The organism is Acinetobacter legionensis (genome assembly GCF_048551735.1).
GTDB lineage: Bacteria > Pseudomonadota > Gammaproteobacteria > Pseudomonadales > Moraxellaceae > Acinetobacter.
Map to the genome: position 1 here is coordinate 74,175 of NZ_JBIMBV010000011.1, position 19,422 is coordinate 93,596.

Genomic DNA, 19,422 nt, shown 5'->3' on the forward strand with positions numbered 1-19,422 from the left:
AATTGACTGGCTTTTTTATAGGTGTATAAATCATTAATTCAATACGTTTTAGTAAATTTGTAGTAAATGTCAGAATATTAAAATTCTTTTAGACACTTCTAAAAATTGTCTTCATCAAACCGATCTTGATCTATCTTATAAATATTAAAGCTTCTTTCAACCTGAACTCCTAAACCAAATTCAATCATTAAAGAAGTCAATTTATCTCCATCAATTAAAACAATTCCCGATTTTTTTGCAGATTCAACAGCCTCTTTACTAAAATTTGAGGTTGTAATGAATACCCCTTTTTTAGCAACTTGATCTGCTAAAGCGCCTTTAAATTGTTGAATATCCGGTCTTCCAACAGTATTTTCCCAACGCTTGGCTTGAATATAAATTTTATCTAGACCTAAACGGTCTTCACTAATAATTCCATCAATCCCACCATCACTTGTTTTACCAATAGCTTGGGCCGCATCTTGATGCGAGCCGCCATAGCCCATAGCAACCAATAAATCGACAACTAATATTTCAAAAAATTGAGGTGAGTTACTTTTAATTAAATTAAGTAGATCTATCTTTAAATCATTTTTTAATAAATTAGATTGTTGAGTGATTATTTCTGGCGGAGTCAGCTCATCTGAGCTTAAATTTATTTCCAGAATATCCTCTTTCTTTTGCTCTTTTTCAACTTTGGGATTTATTTTTCTAAACTCATTAAATGAATCAAATTGAGAGAGATACTTTCGATCCAGCTTTTTGAGATTTTTGAGATTTATATTTCTACCAAGATCAGATAACTTAAAATGTGCTTTTTGAGGATATTCAATAAACTCAGCTTTTTTTAAATAGGTTTTCGCCCACTGTAACCGATAAAAAATAACATTTCGACCATCTTCCATCGTTTCATTTATTTCTTCGTCAGAACAATTTAATTCAAGAATCAGGGCTTCATACGCCTCTTTTAAACTATAAGTCACATCATTTGACTGCATAATTTTAAGTAGTGGTAACATCAAATCATAGTGGGTATACATAATTACTCTAATAGGTCTTTCATTTTTCAATTATATAAAAAAAAGAGCACCTAAGTGCTCTTTTTAAAAGTAATTTATCAAATTCTACCAAGTATAAAGCCCTTGGCGTAATTCAGGCAAGAAGCTTCGCTTCTTGAAATCCCTGAATTACTCCCATTCAATTGTTGCTGGTGGTTTAGAAGAAACGTCATACACCACACGAGAAACATCTTTAATTTCATTCATGATACGTGTCGAGATTTTATCAACCAACTCATATGGAAGATGCGCAAAACGAGCTGTCATAAAGTCAACAGTTTCCACGGCACGAAGTGCAATGACCCATGCATAACGACGGCCATCACCTACAACACCTACCGATTTCACAGGTTGGAATACTGCAAATGCTTGAGCAGTTTTGTCATACCAACCACTTGCACGAAGCTCTTGCATAAAGATGTCATCAGCAAGACGAAGAATATCAGCATATTCTTTTTTCACTTCACCCAAGATACGCACGCCCAAACCTGGACCAGGGAATGGATGACGATAAAGCATTTCATGTGGTAAACCTAAAGTTGTACCTAAACGACGTACTTCATCTTTAAATAGATCACGAATTGGCTCAACCAATTCAAAAGCTAAATCTTCAGGTAAACCACCCACATTATGATGTGACTTAATCACATGCGCTTTACCATTTTTAGTTGCCGCAGATTCAATCACGTCAGGGTAAATCGTACCTTGCGCAAGGAAGTTTACGCCATCAAGCTTACGCGCTTCTTCAGCAAAAACTTCGATGAATTCACGACCAATAATTTTACGTTTTTTCTCAGGATCAACTTCACCAGCAAGTGCAGATAAGAAACGCTCTTCTGCATCCGCACGAATCACACGGATCCCCATGTTTTTCGCAAACATGTCCATCACTTGCTCGCCTTCATTTAAACGAAGTAAGCCATTGTCTACGAATACACAGGTCAGTTGATCGCCGATTGCTTTATGCAACAATGCTGCAACCACAGATGAGTCAACACCACCTGAAAGACCTAAAAGAACTTTTTGATCACCAATTTGTTCACGTAATTGTTCAACACGTAAATCAATAATGTTTTCAGAATTCCAAAGATTACGGCAACCACAAATGCTGTGAACGAAGTTAGACAGTAATTCTGCGCCTTTGGCAGTATGTGTCACTTCTGGGTGGAATTGCACCCCGTAGAAACGGCGCGTTTCATCACTCACTGCAGCAAATGGGCAGCTTGGTGTGCTTGCAGTCACTTTAAAGCCTGCTGGAATCGCAGAAACTTTGTCACCGTGGCTCATCCAAACATTGAGTTTGTCATCACCATCATTTAAATCACCAAGCAATTGATCACGTACTAAAACGTCAACCGCAGCATAACCAAATTCATGTACTGTACCTGGCTCTACTTTACCGCCAAGTTGTTCTGACATGGTTTGCAGACCATAGCAGATCCCCAATACAGGTACACCCAAGTTGAACACAACTTCTGGCGCACGTGGACTACCTTGCTCATGCACACTTTCAGGACCACCAGACAAGATGATACCGTTCGGATTAAACGCGCGAATGTCTTCTTCAGACATATCAAAAGCATACATTTCAGAATATACACCAGCTTCACGTACACGGCGTGCAATAAGCTGGCTATATTGAGAACCGAAATCCAAGATAAGGATACGATCTTCAGTAATTTGAGTATTGGTAGTCATGAGTCAACAACTATGCAGGCAAACGAATATAAGCGCCATATTCTATCATTTTTATAAGCCGTACGCACTCCATTCAATCAAGTTACTTTGCTTTCTAAAAAATCATTTTAAATAATCAGCTTATAGATTCATTTTGGCTTTAATGATGCCAATCAGTTCACTGGGAGTCATTGTTAAAAATGAATTGAATATTTTTAAATAGCATACACCAAGTGAACCATTTGAATGGCGCTAAATAAACACACACAAAAGCCAGATAGAGATCTGACTTTTCAAAACTGTATTTATGTTTAAATTATTTTTCTATTACATGATCGACACTCAATTTCCCTGCACCATGCAACATCAAGAAAAACAAACCGCCTGCCATTGCAAAGTTTTTCATAAAATTAATTGCATCTGCTTCACCACCATGAAATAACAACGCAGTAATCAAACTAAATATACCTAAACCAAATGCTGCAAAGCGTGCCTGAAAACCAAATAGCAATGCCAAACCACCACCAAACTCAACCAGAATGGTCAAAGGTAACATGGCACCTGGTACACCCATTGGTTCCATATAACCGACAGTTGCGCTGTAAGCCGTGATTTTGCCCCAGCCTGCAACAATAAAAATATATGCCATAAGAATACGCGCAATCAATGCAATGATCGCATTCGCGGTGGGTTGATTCACAATATTTTTAACAACGATATTTGGATTAAACATGCTGTGACCTAAATTGTATTTCGTTCTGAAGATGTATACATATTAATCACTAAACATTTCAAGTTAAATACTTAAAAACTAAACTCATCGTTGCAAATTAAGAACAATAATAAGTTTTAAAAAATTACTTTTTAATACTGACTTTCATAACTCACACTGCTAGGATTTGTGCACCAATTCGCATAGTTTCTTCCTTATGGATCTGATTGACTTTATTTTGCACGTAGATGAACACCTATTTGAATTTATTAGAAATTATGGTATCTGGGTGTATGGAATTTTATTCCTGATTATTTTTGTTGAAACAGGTCTAGTGGTGATGCCTTTCCTGCCCGGGGATAGCTTACTTTTTGCCGCGGGTGCTTTAGCAGCCTCCACGGGTGCAATGGATCCTATGGTTTTAATTCTTCTGCTATTTATTGCGGCAGTTCTTGGTGATACCCTCAATTATCATATTGGGAAATATGTTGGACCTCGTGTTTTTGAAATTGATTCTAAATTTATCAACAAACAACACTTGTTGAAAACATCACAATTTTTTGAAAAACATGGTGGAAAAACCATTATTTTTGCCCGCTTTATCCCTTTTGCCCGTACTTTTGCACCCTTTGTCGCGGGTGCAGGAAGCATGAATTATAAGTATTTCCTAACTTATAATGCAGTCGGTGCAATTTGCTGGGTTGGCTCGTTTATTACTTTGGGTTATTTATTCGGTAATATGCCGATTGTGAAAGATAATTTTACCCATTTGGTTTTCGGTATCATTATTTTGAGTGTCTTGCCTGGTATTATTGGCTATATACGTCATAAATTTTTTAATAAAAATAAAATGCCCAACAATTAATAAACACTATGTTAAAAGTGATAAAAAGCCGATTTCTAAAATCGGCTTTTTATATAACATCAAAACAGTTATTTTTTGACATCCTGACGCTTAGGGACATAAGGACAATTTTTAAATTGAGCTGCCTGTGAAAGGGCATCTTGTTCACCATACAATCGGGAAAGCTCAGTATTTTTGGTATTTGAAGATTGCCCTAAATTTACAGAAATACTTGGACCAATGCCCCAACCCCAGCCACCGCTGCCCCAACCACCACCGACGCCTAATCCAACACCCACGCCTGTACGTTTCGCAGGTTGTACACCATTATTAATGTATTGTTGGATACGGTTAAATTCTGTATTCAATTGCATACAGTTCATTGCCTGATATTGCGTAGGCGATACATATGTAGGTTTAACCGTCGTCGTACAAGCAGATACGACCATTGTCGTTAAAGCAACGACTGATAATTTAACAGAAGTCATTTTCAATGATTTCATCACGATCTCGAAATTATTTTTTATCAATCTCATTGAACAATGATTGATAGGCTTGAGTCAATTTATGATCTGTAGCCAAATGAATTAATGGTAGATTTTTATGATGCGATTCTTTCATTAATACTGAAGGTGGCAACATATTTTCTAAAACAGGTAAACCTTCATCTTTAAGCTGTTGTACTACTTCACGTGGCAATTTAGCCTGAGCTTGATATTGATTGACCACAATCCCTTCAATTTCAAGTCGATCATTATGGTCATCTTGAGTTTCGATAACATTTTCAATGAGGGTCTGTAATGCACGTTTTGAAAATACATCACAATCAAACGGAATCAGGACACGTTCCGCTGAGATCAGTGCTGATAAGGTAAAAAAGTTAAATGCTGGCGGTGTATCAATATAAATACGATCATATTGGCTGGTTAAAGTCTGAATCGCATCACGTAACTTATAAATTTTATGCTTTGATTCTAACGCATGCTCTAACTCACCTAAAGTGGGACTAGCGGGTAATACATCCAAATCTTTAAACGGTGAACGATGAATATATTGCTCGAAACCTTTATTTTTTGTTTTTAAAAGACTACCAATGGCATTACCAATCAATCCTTTTTGTTGATGATTCCCCAGCACATCATTAAAAAAATTTTCAATATTGGGTTCTAATGCGGTTTTTTCAGCCGAATAGGTGGCGTCATCACCCAAAAGATATTGGCTTGAATTTGCTTGAGGATCTAAATCAATTACCAGAGTTTTAAAACCCTGATATGCACTAATCGCAGCAAGATTCACTGTAATACTTGATTTTCCCACACCGCCTTTTTGGTTAAATACCACACGAGTTAGCATACAAGTTCCCCAAGCTATCATTATTTTTAAACTTGTATCTAGTTTAACCTAGACACTCTCCAAGTGTGAAATTCATGTCTAACAATCAGCTAAAAACTGGTTTAAGCACCACCAAAACTAAAGTTGCAAGTAAAGCAATTCCGCCAATCACTAAACCCGCTCGACGTTGTGCCAAAAGAATAGTGTCATCCTTTTTATAGGCTTTTATTTGTGAGGAAAGGAAAACCATAAACAAAATAATTTTCGCATAGAACCAAGGCTGCACTTTAAACTCATTCATGATAAATAAAGTTAGACCTGTAAATATAACCAACGTGAGGGAAAGATGTTGCAAGGCAACAAAAGCCACCCGCCCTTTAGGATTCGGCTGCTGGTTGTGTGTTCTAATAAATAATGTTGAAGCGCGTAAAACAAAAACCAGTATCAATAATGCAACACTGGTCATGTGAATGATTTTGATCAGCAAATGTATATCCATTTTAAATTACTCTGCACTTTATACTTTAGGTGCGTGAGCGCATTCTGGGCTTGCTGGTGCTTGACCTTGCCACTCACTTGGAAGATAAGCATGGATCGCTAAGGCATGAATTTTTCCAGGACTGAGTAAGTCTTTGGCTTCTGCGTACACTTTTTGGTGGCGTTGTACCAAACGTAACCCTGCAAATTGTTCACTGACAATGATCACCTTAAAATGCGACTCTTTTCCAGGAAAATACCCACCATGACCAGCAGACTCATTGATCACTTCTAAATGTGATGGCTCAAGTTGATTTAAACTTTCAATCAATTGTTGTTCTAAACTCATGCTGATTCCTTAGAGATCGATCAATGGATGAATGACATAGTATAGCGGATTCTTTGAGCATCGCTGAGTGTTCAACAAAGCTTTTGCTGTTCGATTTGATTTTTTTAAATTAAATTTTGATTTTTTTTCATAAAAATGTCTTTATTTTATGCAATTAGTGTTTTCCTTTGCAGAAAAATCTTGACCCTACCATCTGTTGATGTATTATACACCGCATGCGGGAATAGCTCAGTTGGTAGAGCATAACCTTGCCAAGGTTGGGGTCGGGAGTTCGAGTCTCCTTTCCCGCTCAAATTTTTTTATTCAGTTTTTTATTTAAAAAATTGGACAGACTCCGCGGGAATAGCTCAGTTGGTAGAGCATAACCTTGCCAAGGTTGGGGTCGGGAGTTCGAGTCTCCTTTCCCGCTCCAAAATTTTTTTATTCAGTTTTTTATTTAAAAAATTGGACAGACTCCGCGGGAATAGCTCAGTTGGTAGAGCATAACCTTGCCAAGGTTGGGGTCGGGAGTTCGAGTCTCCTTTCCCGCTCCAAATTTAAAAGCCCTGATCGAAAGATTGGGGCTTTTTTTGCATTATTAATTTATAAATCATCAAAATATACTTACACACTTTATGCTGTATTCACTCAATCAGTGTGTTGATCACAAAACGGTAAAAGCACAAAAAAACCAATCCGAAGATTGGTTTTTTAAAATAATCACCACATGATGCAATTATCTTTCTCTTAAAGCCTCTTTGGCTTTGTTAAATGGTTTCAACAAATATTCAATAATTGTTTTTTGACCAGTACGAATATCTACCGTTGCCACCATACCTGGCGTTATTGAAAAGGATTTACCCGCTTTATTGGTCAACTTATCTTTATCTGTACGAATATAGACTCGATAGTAAAACTGATCTTGTTTAACTTCATCACGGATGGTATCAGGAGAAATCACTGTCACTTTCCCTTCCAAGCCACCATAAATTGAATAATCATATGCTGTGATTTTTACCAATGCAGGTTGACCAGGGTGAATAAACGCAATATCTCGTGGCGAAATCCGCGCTTCAATTAATAACTGCTCATCAATCGGTACAATAGTCATCAATTTGCCATTTTGTGGAATAACGCCACCAATGGTTGTCACCGCAATTTCTTTAACCACACCACGTACTGGTGCTTTAAAAGTAGAGCGTGTCACTGAATCATTACGACCAGCAACAACTTGCTGTAATGACTGAATATCAGCGTTGGCTTTTGCCAATTCTTCACGTGACTTTACATAGTAGTCATTACGCTTATCATTGATTTGATTTTCAAAATTATTGATATCTCGTTTTAAGCGTAGCACTTCAACTTCAGAAGCAGCGCCTTTTGCCACCAAAGGTTGTGTCATTTGCAATTCATTTTGAACCAAAGATAATGCATGTTTTAAACCAGTAATTGATTCGTCTAAATTTGCACGACGCGAACTATACAGTGCACTTTCTTCTCTCACTAACGCAGGAACGGCCAAAACCTGTTTTGGAAACTTGATCGCTGTCCCATTTACTTCAGCTTCTAAACGTGATGCAGTGGCCAGTGTGGCAAGTAATTTCATTTGGCTTTCACCCACTTGTGACTCAAATCGAGTAGGATCAATTTGCGCAAGCGTCTGCCCCTTTTGAATAATGTCTCCCTCTTTGACATCTAAGCTGGTCAACACACCACCATCTAAAGATTGAATCGTCTGTTCTTTTGATGACGGAACAACCTTACCCGTTCCTGTAGAAACTTCTTCCAATTTAAATGCACAAGCCCAAATTAAGAAAGCCAACAAGCCAATTGCAACGATCCAAATAATAAATGTGGATTTCGGTAAAGGCGGTTCTGAAAACTTTAATGCAGAGGGATTAGTTGGCCGTTGTAACACATTGGAGACATGATCAACTTGAGCAGGTTCAGCATCTTGAGCTGTGATATTTTGGTCATTTTTTTCTTGGCTCATGTTGAAGTCCCTCCTGCATTTGCCTGCTGGGCAGGATTCAAAATGGCATCACGTGGCCCATCTTTGATAATCTTACCTTCATGTACAACGATAATACGATCAACAAGTTGCAAAACCGCAGGACGATGCGTCGCAACCACTAAAGTCCGATGACCTAACCATTCTTTTAAATGCTGGATCAACACTTTTTCAGAAACATCATCAATCGAAGCAGTCGGTTCATCCAATAACACAATATTTGGATTTCGGAGCAATAATCGTGTGAGTAACAGTGCTTGTTTCTGTCCTCCAGAGAACCCCACACCACCCTCAAGAATAAGATGATCTAGGCCTTCCTTTTTTTGTTCCACGATTTCTAAAGCATTGGTGATTTTTAAGGCTTGGATAATTTCATCATTGCTTGCTAATGGTGCACCCAGAGTTAAATTTTCACGAATGGTGCCAAAGAACAAATGCGCGTTTTGATTTAGTAATGCCATATCACGGCGAATATCATCGGGATCAAGTAAAGATTGATCGACACCATCCAAACTGATCTTGCCCTGTACTGGCAATTGCATTCCTGAAAGTAACTGTAATAAGCTAGATTTCCCTGCCCCATTACGTCCAAGAATTGCAACTTTTTCACCTGCCTGAATTTTTAACTGTGGAATGACTAAAGTTGGGCGTGGATCATCTTCAGTATATTTAAATATCACACCTTTAAAATCATAATCACCTGAGAGGACTTTACGCTGAATCAATTGTGCTCGATCAGGACGGTCTACTGGCTTTTGCATCAGCTCATCTAAACCATTTTTAGCCACTTTGGCTTGTTGCCAACGACCTAATACACCTGTGATTTGTGAAATTGGCGCAAGCATACGTGAAGATAAAATCGAACACGCCACCAATGCCCCAGTGGTCATATCCCCTTTCATCACCGCAAAACACCCCACTAAAACCACAATCGCATAGGTCAGTCCTTGAATTTTTTGTGTCCAAGCATTTAACCAACCCACGATTTTACGTTGACGCATACTGACATCTGCAGACACTTCATTCATGTGATTCCATTGATTTTGAAATCTGGCTTCAGCACGTAATAACTTGATGTCCTCAATACCTTGAACCGCCTCGACCAAAATTGCGTTGCGAATTGCAGATTCACGCATCCCTTCAGTGGCTAAATGAGCTAACTTTTTCTGCACCAAGAACCCAGGAATAATCATCAGTGGTACAACCAGTAACATCACCCAAAAGATGTTGCCGCCAATAATCCAGAAAATCGCTAAAAATAGGAAGAAAAATGGTAAATCTGCAATTGCACTGATTGTTGTTGAGGTCACCAACTCACGAACACCTTCGAGTTCACGAATCTGTGATATGAACGAACCCGTTGAGCGGGCACGATCTTTATTTCGAATACGTAGTGCATGACCAAAGACGCGGTCTGAAATCTTGAGATCTGCGCGTTTACCAATAATGTCTGACAAATAAACCCGTGCAATGCGTAACACAAACTCAAAAACGGCTGCAATCAACACCCCACCTGCAAGCACCCACAAGGTTGGGATAGATTGAGATGGTACAACTCGGTCATAGACTTGCATAGAGAAAATAATGGTTGCCAATGCCAAAATATTGGCAATCATCGAAGCAACCATGATGTCTGTATAACGTTTCCAATCTTTTAAAACGATGTCCCAGAACCAGCTTTTTTCATAAGGTTTGATATATTCATCAACACGTGCATCGGGAATCGATGTTTCTGGTCGAAAAATATAAACACGACTGGCATTGGCTTGAAGTTCATGCAAGTTAAAAGTTTGTGAAAGGCCTTGATCACCACTTAACTGTAAGCTTGCATTACCCTCATTGTCGACTTTCTCGATAACCGCAACTTGACCATTGTTAAACTCTACAACAACCGGCAACCTCCATGGATTTAGTACATCCGTGGTGAAGTCTGCTTTGCGAACATTCAAACCCACTTGACGGGTAATAATGGACAACATGTCATCAATATTTGTGTATTTATTCCAATCCAGTTGCAGACGAATTTGTTCTTCAGCAGGTTGCATCCGATAATGCTGAGCAACCGTAATGATCGCTTGTAACCAGGGTTGATAATTTAATGTTTTTGTATTCATGGTTGAACTTCAAACCCCTGAATTTGAATGTTATTTAAATGATAAGCATTTCTACTTTTACCGGTTACCTTGATATACAAAGCGATCGTGTCATAGATATCAAAGCGTGCCGCTTCCCTTTCTATTCTTGAACTTTGATAAGATTGCTCTGAACTTAATAAATCTAAGATAGAACGCTTACCTAATTTATATTGTTCTTCATACAGCTCACGAGTTTTTGCTGTTGAACGTTCCCGATCCAATAAAACCCAGATCTGCTTATCTGTGTTTTCAATGCTTTCTCGCGCAATTTGTGTTTGATCCATAATATCTAGGTAAGTTGCATTCAACTTTGCACGTGCCGCTTGTTCAGCAAAATTTGCAGCCTTAACTTGAGATCCCAGTGCACCACCTTGATAAAAATTACTGGACATCTGCACGCCGACAGAACCATCAGTATCATTTTCTAAACCAGTATTTGGATTTTGACCATTCAGTGCTTTGCTGACTGATCCTACTAATGAAATTGTGGGATAAGCACTCAATTGGGTTTGTTTCTTTTGGCTCTGCGCAACATCAATCTCTGCTTTTGCTGCAATCATCGTAGGAATGGTATTCATTTCAGGGTCGTCATAAAGACCTGATTGTTTTACAAATTCATCAGGAATATTAAAATCCATTTGACTCACATCAAAACCCAATAATGTGCGTAATTTTTGTTCTTGTTGTTTTAAAAAATTTTGCTGAGTAATTAAGTAAGAACGAGCGTACTCAACATAGCTTTGTGCTTGTACAGGATCGGCATTACTGCTGATTCCTGCGTCTGCTCTTAAACGGGCAATCTCATGTAAACGACTGACCCCATTTAATTGATCTTGCGCTATTTTGATAATATTGCGATAGCGCAGTAAGGATAAAATATCTCGCGCTGTTTGTGTCGATATATCATCAATACTGATTAATACATTGGCTTGCTCAACTGCCAATTTATTTTGTTGCGTGGTGACACTGGATTTTACTTTGCCAAAGTCATAAAGCAATTGGTTGGCTTCAACTGAATACAATTGGCGACCTTTGTCATTGGATGTAAAATCACCCGTATTCATACCCGCTTTTAACTGTGGGTAATATTGTGCTTTTGCCACATCAATATTGGCATTTTGTCCTGCCAATGTTGAAATCGTTTGAGCGATATTGGGGTTTCTTTTTACTGCAATCTGAATCGCATCTTCAAGACTTAAGATTTTTGCTTGGCTTGAATACGCCTTGCTTGTTTGCGCTTGTTCTAAATATAAATTATTGAGTGATGCTTTTTGTCCAGTATATGGCTTTACTATAGGCAGTTGATTCTGATTGCCTATATGTGTATCGGGTTGATATTTAAAATCGGTCAAATCCTTGAGCTGTACGGTTCTAAATGACTGATCATCTTTAGGTTTTATAAAACCTGTCACACCTTCTTTGATATTTTTTAAGTAGCTTGTTTCTTGTGTATAACCATTGTTCTGCAATAGAACCAATAAACTGACAGCACTCAAACTTTTTAACAATATAGTGGGCTTTTTTGCTATTAACATTCGCGAATGGCACCTAGAAAAGCTTTTAATTATCGGTATTGAATTATTTTGAATTATTTCCCTACCTCATTTCTATTCTACACATTATAAAATCTAATCAAATGCTTATTTTTACTTTTTAAAGTTAATTTTCTTTAATAAAATATTTTAAATTCAAAGAGTAATGATGATAAAACGTGACTCTTATCACATGAATTATAAGATTCCACATAGATCATCTCAAAAGCTATAAATTGGCAATGTGCAAATCATCACGGATGATCAAACATGATATTAAGAGTTCGGCTTGATGAAGTAGACACTTATTTAATTTCACACTTCAACTAAATTTACATCTTCCAATATAATTTCTTATACACTTTAAGGTTAAAATGATGTTTCACTACCAGCCAACCTTAAACAATATAAAGATGAACATGAATAAACTGACTTGTTTCAAAGCCTATGACATTCGAGGCAAACTGGGCACAGAGCTAAATGAAGAAATCGCTTATAAAGTAGGACGTGCTTATGGTCAAATCTATCAACCGAAAACTATTGTTATCGGTTGTGATATCCGTTTAACCAGTGAAGCATTAAAACAAGCAACGATTCGGGGCTTAAATGATGCTGGGGTAGATGTTCTTGATCTTGGGATGACGGGGACAGAAGAAGTTTACTTTGCTGCTTTTCATCTCGATGTTCAAGGTGGTATTGAAATCACAGCAAGCCATAACCCGATGGATTATAATGGCATGAAATTGGTTCGTGAAAATGCCCGACCAATCAGTGCAGATACGGGACTAAAAGATATCCAATCATTGGCTGAATCTGAACAATTCATTGAAGTCGAGAAAAAAGGCTCAGTCAAAAAATATAATATCCTGCCTGAATTTATTGAACACTTACTTACTTATATTGATCCGAGCAAAATTCGCCCACTTAAACTAGTGATGAATGCAGGCAATGGTGCGGCGGGTCATGTCGTTGATGCAATCGAAGAAAAGTTCAAAGCGCTCAATATCCCAGTAGAGTTTATTAAAATCCATAATCATCCAGATGGTACTTTCCCAAATGGTATTCCCAATCCAATCTTGGTGGAAAATCGAGATAGCACTCGAAATGCGGTTTTAATACATCATGCGGATATGGGAATTGCGTGGGATGGCGACTTTGACCGTTGTTTCTTATTCGACGAAAAAGGTCAATTTATTGAAGGCTATTATATTGTTGGATTATTAGCCCAAGCTTTCTTGTTAAAACAAGCCGGTGAAAAAATCGTACATGACCCTCGCTTAGTTTGGAATACACTGGATATCATTGAACAATATAATGGTATTGCTGTTCAATCTAAATCTGGACATGCCTTTATTAAAGATGTGATGCGTGAACACAATGCGGCTTATGGTGGAGAAATGAGTGCACATCACTATTTTCGCGATTTTGCTTACTGTGACAGCGGGATGATCCCTTGGTTATTGGCGATTTTGGTGGTATCAGAAACCCAACAATCATTATCAAGCCTTGTTGAAGGGATGATTGAACGTTTTCCGTGTAGTGGTGAAATCAACTTTAAAGTCGAAGATACTCAAAAAACCATTCAAAAAATCTTCGATCATTTTGCTGATCTAAACCCTGCAATTGATCAAACAGATGGCGTTAGCCTTGATTTTGGTGAATGGCGTTTAAATGTCCGTGCATCCAATACCGAGCCATTATTACGCTTAAATATTGAAAGCCGTGCAGATAAAAATCCTAAACCAATGCAAGACTATGTAGATGAGTTAACTCAGTTGATTCAGGGTTAGTTCTAAATGGCGATAAAAAAATAGGCGCTTAATGCGCCTATTTTTTTACAGTTAAATTTATACTTGATAGCCTGTTGGATTTTGCTTTTGCCAATTCCAACTGTCTGCCAACATATCTTCAAGCGTATATTTTGGCGTCCAACCTAATTCTATATTGGCTCGCGATGCATTTGCATAAAAACTCGGTAAATCACCAGCTCGGCGGCTTACAAATTCTGAATTTATATCGATATTATTTATTTTTTCAAAAGTACTCTTAATTTGTAATACTGAAATAGGTTGACCTGTCCCAATATTCCAAGCACGGCAGCCTTGGCTTTGTATTCTATTTTCAACAGCTAAAACATGTGCTTTTGCTAAGTCGACCACATGGATAAAATCTCTTTCACATGTTCCATCTTGAGTTGGATAATCATTTCCAAAAATCGAAAGTTTTTCACGACGCCCTACAGCGACTTGAGTCAAATAAGGCATTAAGTTATTTGGAATACCCAATGGATCTTCTCCAATACGGCCACTTTTATGCGCACCAACTGGATTAAAGTAACGCAATAACGCAATCGACCAACGCTCATCCGCAATGGATAGCTTTTCCAATAACTGCTCAACGATTAACTTAGTATAGCCATAATTATTATTCGGTAGACCTAATTGCATATCTTCCTGATAGGGAGAAGGATTACTTTCTCCATAAACTGTTGCAGATGAACTAAAAACCAAATTAAAAACACCGGCTCTTTGCATCGCTTGTGCCAGCTGGACTGATCCTGCAATATTATGCTCAAAGTAATTCAGTGGAATTTTTTGGCTTTCTCCCACTGCTTTTAAACCCGCAAAATGAATCACAGCATCAATTTTGTTGGTTAAAAAGGCTTGATCTAAATCATTTTGATAGCGAATGTCACCTTGAATAAATTTCAGTGTTTTTCCAGTCAACGCTTGAACACGTTTTAATGATTCTTCCGAGCTATTTGATAGATTATCTAGAACAATAACCTCATGCCCAGCTTCGAGTAACTCCACACAAGTATGTGATCCAATATAACCTGCACCGCCTGTTACTAAAATATTTGTCATAAATTTTTCTCTATTCTTTACCCAGCAAGATCTTGATTAAACCCTGTGTTGAAGCATCCAGTTGTGACACGTCTTTTTCTTTACCATTGAGAATAGGGAGTAATTGATTGGCAATTTCTTTGCCCTTTTCAACACCCCATTGGTCAAATGGATTAATATTCCAAATGACAGATTGCACAAACACTTTATGTTCATACAATGCGATCAACATCCCTAAACTATAAGGGCTCAGTTCTTGTAACAACAATGTCGAACTTGGTTGGTTACCTTCATATTGTTTATATACAGGTAGATCTGATAATTCATTGGCATTTAATGCTGTGTTACCAAAAGCCAATAATCGTGATTGCGCCAAGCAATTGGATAAAGCTAAATGATGTTGCTCAATTAAGGATTCCGCACTTTCTGCATAGGTGAATTGATTAGAGTTATAACGCTGTACTGGCGCAATGAAATCACAACTGACTGCATGGGTGCCTTGATGCAAAAGCTGATAAAAAGCATGTTGCGCATTTGGTCCCACTTCACCCCAAACGATTGGACAGGTGTTTAAATCAACTTTTTCATTATTTCTTTGAATCGACTTACCATTGGATTCCATCTCAAGTTGCTGTAAATAAGAAGCAAAATATTTTAGACGGCCATCATAAGGCAATACTGCATGGGTCTGAATATTTAAAAAATTATTATTCCAGACCCCAAGCAAACCCATCAAGACTGGAATATTTTGTTCAAATGAAGCTTTTTGGAAATGTTGATCAATCGCATAAGCGCCTGCGAGCAATTGTTTAAACCCATCAGCACCAATCTGCAATGCAATCGGTAAACCAATACATGACCACAACGAATAACGACCACCGACCCAATCCCAAAGTAAGAACTGGTTTTCTGCTGCGATTCCCCATTCTGTCATTTTCTCAGGCTTGGTTGAAACCCCAATAAAATGATGTTGGATCACACTGTTTTGTGTGCCCAAATCTTTTTCTAACCACTGACGAACTGTTTGAGCATTGGATAAAGTATCAATCGTACCAAAAGACTTGGATGAAATAATAAATAAGGTGGTTTCTGGGCGTAATTGATGTAATAAATCAGAAAGCTGACTACCATCCATAGTTGAAACAAAATGTACTTTTAATGATTTAGCAGTACTGACTTTATAATCTGATAAAGCATGACTCACCATCAATGGCCCCAAATCAGAACCACCCACCCCGATATTGACCACATCTTGAATCACTTCACCTGTCGAACCACGACATTGTCCTGCATGGACTTTTTCAACAAGCTGATACATTCGATCTAATTGTTGATGTACCAATTCAGCCAGTTCAGGGTAATCTTGATCATGTTTCGGTAAGCGCAATGCCCAATGCATTGCTGCTCGGTCTTCCGTATAATTGATCGATTCTTCGGTAAATAAACGTTTGATCCATTGCGTTAATTGTTTTGAATCTGCAAATTTAAACAGAGCATCGCATGCATTTTGGTCAATACGATGTTTACTATAATCAAAACTCAGTTGATTAAAATGTACTGAGAACTTGTCAAAACGCTGTGGATCTTTTTCAAATAAATCGGTTAAGCGCAATTGCTGTTGTTCTGTAGCAAGATTTTGCAATCCTGATAAATGCTGCTTTCTTTGATCATTATCTAATATAGAATTTGTCATACTCGCCCTACACCCTGATAAGCAAAACCTTGTGCTTTGACGAAATCTGGATCTAACATATTACGACCATCGAGAATCAAAGGATGTGCCATTTTCTGTAAAAGTTGTGAATAATCAGGACTCCAATATTGCTTCCAAGCCGTCAATAAACACAATGCATGTGCATTTTCTACGGCTTGGTATTGATCATGACATAAAATTAAATCAGCGCGTTCGCCATAGAAATTTGCTACCCGTTCTAAGGCTTGTGGATCATGCAACTGGACAATTGCTCCTTGTGCCCAAAGCGCTGCAAGCATGGCATGAATCGGTGAATTTTCAATACTCGAGGTATTTTCTTTAAAAGAAGCCCCCCAAATCGCCACAACTTTACCTGTTAACTGCCCTTGATAGTAATTCCACAGTTTTCTAAATAAAATTTCTTTTTGTTGTTCATTGATATTCCAAACCTGATCCAGCAATTGGCTTTTGATCCCTGAACCTGCCACTGTACCAGTTAAGGTCAAAATATCATGGGAGAAATTTTCTCCCCCAAAACCAACACCTGCAGATAAGTATGATGCACCAATTCGACTATCGGATGCTAATCCCTGTTTAACATTATGAATATCAATATTTAATTTTTCAGCGACTTGCGCCATATCATTCATATAGCTGATTCGTGTTGCCAACATGCCTGAAATACTCAGCTTGGTAAATTCAGCATCCAAAAATGGCATAAACAAATATTGATGTTTCAACTGAAAAAAAGGTCTTAATAATTCTTTGATAATCTGCTGTGTTTCAGATTGATCTACTCCCACAATTAATTGCTTTAGGTCGATAAAACTTTGAATCGCATTGCCTTCTTGAATAGTATCAGGCAAATAAGCCCAATGATCAGCCACTAAAATTTGCTTTAGCTCTTCAGTGCCCTGTAAACCGAATGTAGAACCGTTGATCATCAGTCTTGGATGAATGATAGGAAAGCGTTTTAACTCTTCAGCCAAATGCTTGGCTTGATCAAATTCAGAAGGATTGAAACTAAATAAAAATACTTCACTTTGCAATTGAAGTTGTTTTAACCCGACCAATTGAACTGAATTATTCTTAATCTGTTTTTGAATGAGTTGATTTAAATCTTGATCTTGATAATGTACTGAGTATTGATGATCAGCGCCTACTTGAGGACACCAATACACGTGGTGCCCATATTCAGCAAACAAGCCAGCAAGTACGCCAGCTTGGAGTGTTGTGCCAAATACACAAATATTCATATCAGATCCAAATATTATAAATTCAATTCTTTGATAAGCTGTTTAAATTCTTCACCCAACTTAGGATGCTCCACGCCATAGTGTAACACTGCTTTTAAATAACCAATTTTACTACCACAGTCGAAAGTCTGACCTTTCATACGATACGCTTCGACATTTTCTAATTTTTGTAAAGCAGCAATTGCATCCGTTAATTGGATTTCATTACCCGCACCTTTGGGCGTTTGTTCTAATAACTGCATAATCTTAGCAGGCAGTACATAACGCCCCACTACAGATAAATTTGAAGGTGCACTACCAACTGCAGGCTTTTCGATAATCCCTTTCATCATGATACTTTCACCCTCAACAGGTAAAGATGCAACATCCACAATACCATATTGATCCACAAGATGATCAGGCACAGCCTCTACCATAATTTGCGATGCTTTAGAAGTATTAAAACGATGAATCATTCGCGCTAAATCATTTTCTGTACTTTTTTCTTTCACTAAAACATCTGGCAATAACACAGCAAAGTCATCATTTCCAATCACAGATTTCGCACATAACACAGCATGTCCTAAACCCAATGGTTGAGGTTGACGGACACTAATCACGCTGACATATTTTGGTAAAATTTCAGTAATTTCTTTAAGTAAATCAATCTTTTTCTTATTCTCTAAGGTTGTTTCCAGTTCAAAATTACGGTCAAAATAATTTTCTATGGATGCTTTAGAAGAATGCGTCACTAAAATGATTTGCTCGATTCCTGCAGCTACAGCTTCTTTAACAACATATTCGATTGCAGGACGATCTACAACAGTCACCATTTCTTTAGGAATTGATTTACTTGCAGGTAAAAAACGAGTGCCTAATCCAGCAACAGGTAAAATGGCTTTTTTGATCATGATTTACTTTAACACTATTAATGATTGGTCGATTTGGTATCAGTTGTATCTGAACCTGAAAAACGGCTTGCTCCAACAGCTTGATCGGGCGAGTCTATTCCTTCCTTTTTAAACATCACTTCAACGGTTTTAAACATAATTTTAAAATCGAGAAAAGTGGACTGTCTTTCAACATACTGTACATCTAAGTCAAATTTTTCTTCCCAAGATAAATTATTACGTCCACTCACTTGGGCCAGACCAGTCATCCCTGGTTTAACATTGTGTCGGCGCAATTGATGAGCCGTATAGTGTTCTACAAATTCAGGAAGCTGCGGTCGTGGTCCAACAATACTCATATCACCTTTTAAAACATTAAGTAATTGTGGCATTTCATCCAAACTTGTTGAACGCAACTTCTTCCCAAAAGGCGTAATACGTTGATCATCAGGCAACGGTTGACCACTTTTATCAAATGCATCTTTCATAGAACGGAACTTAATCATTCTAAAATGTTTACAATCTTTTCCTGGGCGCTCTTGGTAAAAGAAGATAGGGGAACCTAAATTTTTACGTACTTTGTATGCGACTAAAAGAAAAATAGGCGACAGTAATAAAAGTGCTATTGACGCAATAATAATATCAACAAGTCTTTTCATTACTATAAAACCTC

At 37.7% G+C, this 19,422-nt stretch carries 17 protein-coding genes and 3 tRNA genes; 5 read left to right on the forward strand and 15 right to left on the reverse strand.

Annotated elements, in window-relative coordinates:
* Positions 1–98: 98 nt before the first annotated feature.
* The 3 genes from ACG9ZL_RS11625 to ACG9ZL_RS11635 all read right to left on the reverse strand — a co-directional run bounded on the left by ACG9ZL_RS11625 (position 99) and on the right by ACG9ZL_RS11635 (position 3,447).
* Positions 99–1,019, reverse strand: a complete 921-nt coding sequence (locus ACG9ZL_RS11625) for a restriction endonuclease (protein ID WP_336953790.1) — start codon at positions 1,017–1,019, stop codon at positions 99–101.
* Between the two features lie 147 nt (positions 1,020–1,166).
* On the reverse strand, positions 1,167–2,735 hold the full coding sequence (guaA, locus tag ACG9ZL_RS11630; protein WP_336953791.1) for a glutamine-hydrolyzing GMP synthase: 1,569 nt from the start codon (positions 2,733–2,735) through the stop codon (positions 1,167–1,169).
* Between the two features lie 295 nt (positions 2,736–3,030).
* Positions 3,031–3,447, reverse strand: coding sequence for a DoxX family protein (locus ACG9ZL_RS11635; protein WP_419360078.1), 417 nt, complete (start codon positions 3,445–3,447; stop codon positions 3,031–3,033).
* 196 nt (positions 3,448–3,643) lie between these two features.
* Here ACG9ZL_RS11635 and ACG9ZL_RS11640 point away from each other — a divergent pair, with 196 nt between their 5' ends.
* A complete protein-coding gene (locus tag ACG9ZL_RS11640) occupies positions 3,644–4,291 on the forward strand; it encodes a DedA family protein (RefSeq protein WP_333670074.1) in 648 nt (215 codons plus the stop codon).
* A gap of 68 nt (positions 4,292–4,359) precedes the next feature.
* On the opposite strand, the gene ACG9ZL_RS11645 is transcribed toward ACG9ZL_RS11640, so the two are convergent.
* The 4 genes from ACG9ZL_RS11645 to ACG9ZL_RS11660 all read right to left on the reverse strand — a co-directional run bounded on the left by ACG9ZL_RS11645 (position 4,360) and on the right by ACG9ZL_RS11660 (position 6,428).
* Positions 4,360–4,773: a hypothetical protein gene (locus ACG9ZL_RS11645; protein WP_336953793.1), complete on the reverse strand. Its 414-nt coding sequence runs from the start codon at positions 4,771–4,773 to the stop codon at positions 4,360–4,362.
* A gap of 13 nt (positions 4,774–4,786) precedes the next feature.
* Positions 4,787–5,623 carry a ParA family protein gene (locus ACG9ZL_RS11650; protein WP_336953794.1) on the reverse strand — a complete coding sequence of 279 codons (837 nt, stop codon included), beginning with the start codon at positions 5,621–5,623 and terminating at the stop codon, positions 4,787–4,789.
* Between the two features lie 85 nt (positions 5,624–5,708).
* Entirely contained in the window at positions 5,709–6,101 is a 393-nt protein-coding gene (locus ACG9ZL_RS11655; RefSeq protein WP_419360080.1) for a SirB2 family protein, read from the reverse strand.
* Between the two features lie 18 nt (positions 6,102–6,119).
* Entirely contained in the window at positions 6,120–6,428 is a 309-nt protein-coding gene (locus ACG9ZL_RS11660) for a BolA family protein (protein ID WP_336953796.1), read from the reverse strand.
* A gap of 217 nt (positions 6,429–6,645) precedes the next feature.
* On the opposite strand from ACG9ZL_RS11660, the gene ACG9ZL_RS11665 reads away from it, so the two are divergent.
* From ACG9ZL_RS11665 to ACG9ZL_RS11675, 3 genes are all read left to right on the forward strand, one after another.
* Positions 6,646–6,718: transfer RNA gene (locus ACG9ZL_RS11665), tRNA-Gly, on the forward strand.
* 46 nt (positions 6,719–6,764) lie between these two features.
* Positions 6,765–6,840, forward strand: a tRNA-Gly gene (locus ACG9ZL_RS11670).
* A gap of 45 nt (positions 6,841–6,885) precedes the next feature.
* Positions 6,886–6,961: transfer RNA gene (locus ACG9ZL_RS11675), tRNA-Gly, on the forward strand.
* A gap of 182 nt (positions 6,962–7,143) precedes the next feature.
* Here ACG9ZL_RS11675 and ACG9ZL_RS11680 read toward each other — a convergent pair.
* The 3 genes from ACG9ZL_RS11680 to ACG9ZL_RS11690 are packed head-to-tail and all read right to left on the reverse strand — an operon-like array spanning position 7,144 to position 12,088.
* The gene (locus ACG9ZL_RS11680) at positions 7,144–8,400 is read right to left on the reverse strand and encodes an HlyD family type I secretion periplasmic adaptor subunit (protein ID WP_333669461.1); all 1,257 of its coding nucleotides are present in this window, start codon (positions 8,398–8,400) and stop codon (positions 7,144–7,146) included.
* The gene (locus ACG9ZL_RS11685; RefSeq protein ID WP_336953797.1) at positions 8,397–10,532 is read right to left on the reverse strand and encodes a type I secretion system permease/ATPase; all 2,136 of its coding nucleotides are present in this window, start codon (positions 10,530–10,532) and stop codon (positions 8,397–8,399) included. Before ACG9ZL_RS11685 ends, ACG9ZL_RS11680 begins: the two co-directional genes overlap by 4 nt.
* Positions 10,529–12,088 (reverse strand): TolC family protein, encoded by a 1,560-nt coding sequence (locus tag ACG9ZL_RS11690; RefSeq protein WP_333667306.1) that lies wholly within the window; start codon positions 12,086–12,088, stop codon positions 10,529–10,531. The genes ACG9ZL_RS11685 and ACG9ZL_RS11690 overlap by 4 nt, the downstream gene beginning before the upstream one ends.
* 416 nt (positions 12,089–12,504) lie before the next feature.
* Between ACG9ZL_RS11690 and ACG9ZL_RS11695 the strand changes: the two genes are divergently transcribed.
* Complete coding sequence (locus ACG9ZL_RS11695; protein WP_419360082.1) at positions 12,505–13,875, forward strand: phosphohexomutase domain-containing protein; 1,371 nt, start codon at positions 12,505–12,507, stop codon at positions 13,873–13,875.
* 57 nt (positions 13,876–13,932) lie between these two features.
* Here ACG9ZL_RS11695 and galE read toward each other — a convergent pair whose 3' ends face one another.
* The 5 genes from galE to ACG9ZL_RS11720 are packed head-to-tail and all read right to left on the reverse strand — an operon-like array spanning position 13,933 to position 19,408.
* On the reverse strand, positions 13,933–14,952 hold the full coding sequence (gene galE / locus ACG9ZL_RS11700) for a UDP-glucose 4-epimerase GalE (protein WP_419360084.1): 1,020 nt from the start codon (positions 14,950–14,952) through the stop codon (positions 13,933–13,935).
* Positions 14,953–14,962: 10 nt separating this feature from the next.
* Positions 14,963–16,624: a glucose-6-phosphate isomerase gene (gene pgi, locus ACG9ZL_RS11705; protein WP_419360086.1), complete on the reverse strand. Its 1,662-nt coding sequence runs from the start codon at positions 16,622–16,624 to the stop codon at positions 14,963–14,965.
* Positions 16,621–17,880, reverse strand: a complete 1,260-nt coding sequence (locus tag ACG9ZL_RS11710; RefSeq protein ID WP_419360088.1) for a nucleotide sugar dehydrogenase — start codon at positions 17,878–17,880, stop codon at positions 16,621–16,623. The genes pgi and ACG9ZL_RS11710 overlap by 4 nt, the downstream gene beginning before the upstream one ends.
* Positions 17,881–17,894: 14 nt before the next feature.
* Positions 17,895–18,770, reverse strand: coding sequence for a UTP--glucose-1-phosphate uridylyltransferase GalU (galU, locus tag ACG9ZL_RS11715; RefSeq protein WP_419360090.1), 876 nt, complete (start codon positions 18,768–18,770; stop codon positions 17,895–17,897).
* Positions 18,771–18,787: 17 nt separating this feature from the next.
* Positions 18,788–19,408 carry a sugar transferase gene (locus tag ACG9ZL_RS11720; protein ID WP_419360092.1) on the reverse strand — a complete coding sequence of 207 codons (621 nt, stop codon included), beginning with the start codon at positions 19,406–19,408 and terminating at the stop codon, positions 18,788–18,790.
* Between the last annotated feature and the right edge of the window lie 14 nt (positions 19,409–19,422).